The sequence below is a fragment of the Micromonospora foliorum genome, assembly GCF_022229015.1.
Taxonomy (GTDB): Bacteria; Actinomycetota; Actinomycetes; order Mycobacteriales; family Micromonosporaceae; genus Micromonospora; species Micromonospora foliorum.
Genome location: NZ_JAKKFF010000392.1, coordinates 1 through 2,688 on the forward strand (window position 1 = coordinate 1; position 2,688 = coordinate 2,688).

Annotated in this window: 3 protein-coding genes; all 3 read left to right on the top strand. The window is 74.6% G+C overall.

Annotated elements, in window-relative coordinates; genetic code table 11:
* Window positions 1-83 precede the first annotated feature (83 nt).
* The 3 genes from PSH25_RS25420 to PSH25_RS25430 all read left to right on the top strand — a co-directional run bounded on the left by PSH25_RS25420 (window position 84) and on the right by PSH25_RS25430 (window position 2,619).
* Entirely contained in the window at window positions 84-1,229 is a 1,146-nt protein-coding gene (locus tag PSH25_RS25420; RefSeq protein WP_238661458.1) for a TolB-like translocation protein, read from the top strand.
* 173 nt (window positions 1,230-1,402) lie between these two features.
* Window positions 1,403-2,170, top strand: a complete 768-nt coding sequence (locus PSH25_RS25425; RefSeq protein WP_238661459.1) for an SGNH/GDSL hydrolase family protein — start codon at window positions 1,403-1,405, stop codon at window positions 2,168-2,170.
* 2 nt (window positions 2,171-2,172) lie between these two features.
* A complete protein-coding gene (locus tag PSH25_RS25430) occupies window positions 2,173-2,619 on the top strand; it encodes an imidazolonepropionase-like domain-containing protein (RefSeq protein WP_238661460.1) in 447 nt (148 codons plus the stop codon).
* The last annotated feature ends 69 nt before the right edge of the window (window positions 2,620-2,688 follow it).

Genomic DNA, 2,688 nt, shown 5'->3' on the forward strand with positions numbered 1-2,688 from the left:
CGCGCCGCGGCGGCAACTCGCCCCGGCCAGGGTTGGTCTTGGGTGGTTGCAGGCACGGTCAGCCCCCACAAAGGATGGAAACGATGAGTCTCGGCCCGTTCACCCGGACCACCCGTCCCGCCTCGGCCCGCCGTTCCGGCGCGCTCGCCGGTACGGCCGCCCTGCTGCTCCTGACGTTCGGTGCCGCGGCCTGCGGCACCGCCGACCCGAAGGCCACGCCCGCTCCGGCCGAAACGGCCACCGCCACCGCCACCCCCGTTCCGGCGACCGGCGACACCTCGGCCGCCGGCACGGGCGGCTCCGTGCCGGATGCGGCTTCGGCGGCGCCGGCCGTCGCGCCGGCCCGCCCGGCCGTCGGCTCGACGCAGTGGCCGCAGCTGATCTGGTACACCGCCAAGGAGAACGGCCGGAAGCAGAACGACCCGGCCCGGATCTGGCGGCGTACCCCCGGTGGGAGCTGGCAGTTGGTGCGCGAGGGCCGGCCCTACGACGGCAAGGCCATCATCAGCCCGCTCGCCATCTCGCCGGACGGCCGGCGGGCGGCCTGGCTGGAAGAGTCCGCCGGTCGGCTGGTGATCAGCGGGTTCGACGGCACGAAGCGGCACGCCATCGCGACCCCGGGTCAGCAGGCATGCGCGCCGAGCTGGCTGGACTCGGGTCGGGTGCTCTACGGCCTGGGCCGGGAGAAGGACATAACCCTCATCGCGGTCAACGCCGACGGGAGCGGGCGGAAGGTGCTCGCCACCCGCCAGGCGAAGTGCCCGACGGTGTCCGGCGGATGGATCGCCCAGTTCAGCGATCGGACGGTGCGCATCCGCAACGAAGGTGGCGACTCCCGCTCGATCAGCCCGCGCATCCCGGCCGGCCTCGTCATCGGCGAGGTGGCTGCGATCTCCGGCAACGGCCGGACGCTGGTGATCAGCGCACACACGACCAGCCCCGGGGGATGCAGCTGCGGCTGGCGGTTCCGCAACTACCGGCTCGACGCCGCCAGCGGGGCCGTCACCGAGTTGGCGCCGTTGGACCCGGCGTGGAAGCAGCCGACCGGGCACGGCGAAGCCATCGACGGGCTCGTCCTGGCCGACGGCGGCCTGGTGGTCCAGGTCAAGACGGATACGTCGGCCGACGACGCGCCGGCGTACCGGCTGGTCAGGTACGCCCGCAGCGGCCGGGTGCTGGCCTCCGCGTCGGGGCCCGACGGCCAGCGGTGGGGCGCACTGCTGGGCTGAGCCACCGGCGCACTGCCACCGGGTACGAGGGACCGGCCACTCACGGGGGTGGCCGGTCCCTCCCGTCGTGTGCGCCATGACCTCCGACACGTCGTGGATTCGGGGCGGTGCCGGGCGTTCCTGCGGTGACAGACTGGTCGCCGCAGGCAACGGGTGGCGTGAGGGAGGCGCGGGTGCGCTGGCGCAGTTTTGTCGCGGTCGGGGACAGCTTCACCGAGGGTATGGACGACGCGTACCCGGACGGCACCTACCGGGGCTGGGCGGACCTGGTGGCGACCCGGCTCGCCGCCGACGCGGGGCCCGACTTCCGGTACGCCAACCTGGCCATCCGGGGCCGGCTCTTCCCCAGCGTGGTCGCCGAGCAGGTGCCCTCCGCCGTGGCGATGAAGCCGGATCTGATCAGCTTCGCGGCCGGTGGCAACGACGTGCTGCGTCGCACCTTCGACCCGGACACGCTCGTCGCCCGCTTCGACGAGGTGGTCCGGCAACTGCGCTCGGGTGGCGCGGACGTGCTCCTCTTCCGGTTCGCGGACGTGATGGCCCGACTGCCCGGCCAACGCCTCGTCGCCCCCCGGGTGCAGTTGCTCAACCAGGCGGTCGGCGAGACCGCCGAGCGGCACGGCGCCATCATGGTCGACCTGTACGCCGACGACACGTTCCTCAACCCGATGCTCTGGAGCACCGACCGGTTGCACCTCTCCCCGGCCGGCCACCGCCGGGTCGCCGGGCAGGTGTTGAACGCCCTCGGGGTTGGTTGCGAAGAGGAGTGGCTGATGGTCCCGCCGCACCCGGCGCCCTCGCCGTGGCTGGCCGCCCGCGCCGCCGACCTGCGGTGGGCCGGCCAGCACCTCGCCCCCTGGGTGAAGCGGCGGCTGACCGGTCGCTCGTCCGGCGACACGGTGACGGCGAAGCGCCCGCAACTCGGCCCGCTCGCCGACTGAACGTGCTCACCCTGCACACCGCCGCACTGCTGCGCCGCGACCGGGACGGCGAGCCGGTGCCGGAGCACGCCGTACTGGTCAGTGGCGACCGCGTCGAGGCCGTCGGCCCGCTGGCCGAGCTGAGTTCGGCGTACGCCGGTGCCCGGGTTCGCCGCTGGCCCGGCACGCTGGGGCCGGGTCTGCTGCACGACCGGCCGCTGCCGCCCGCGCCGACCCCGCGCGAGCGGGTGCACGCGCTGCTGCGTACCGGGGTGACTGCGGTGCTGGCGGAGCACCTGGCCGACCCGGCGCTGCGCGCCGCCGCCGAGCGGAGCGACCTGCTGGTGCTGCCCGCCGCCGTGGCGCCGACGCTGCGTCCCGACGGGCGGGCCGACCTCGCGGTGCACGGCGTCGACGGTACCTGCCTGGTGACCGTGATCGCCGGTCGGATCGACCACCGTCGCGCCTGAACAGAGCGTCGGTGACCTGCGACCAGTCAACCGGCCGGCCGACCGGCCCACCATCCCGTGCGGGGGGTG

What these genes read in the sequence shown, in the direction of transcription:
- PSH25_RS25420 (WP_238661458.1), top strand. Translation starts at nt 84, where the DNA reads ATGAGTCTCGGCCCGTTCACCCGGACCACCCGTCCCGCCTCGGCCCGC.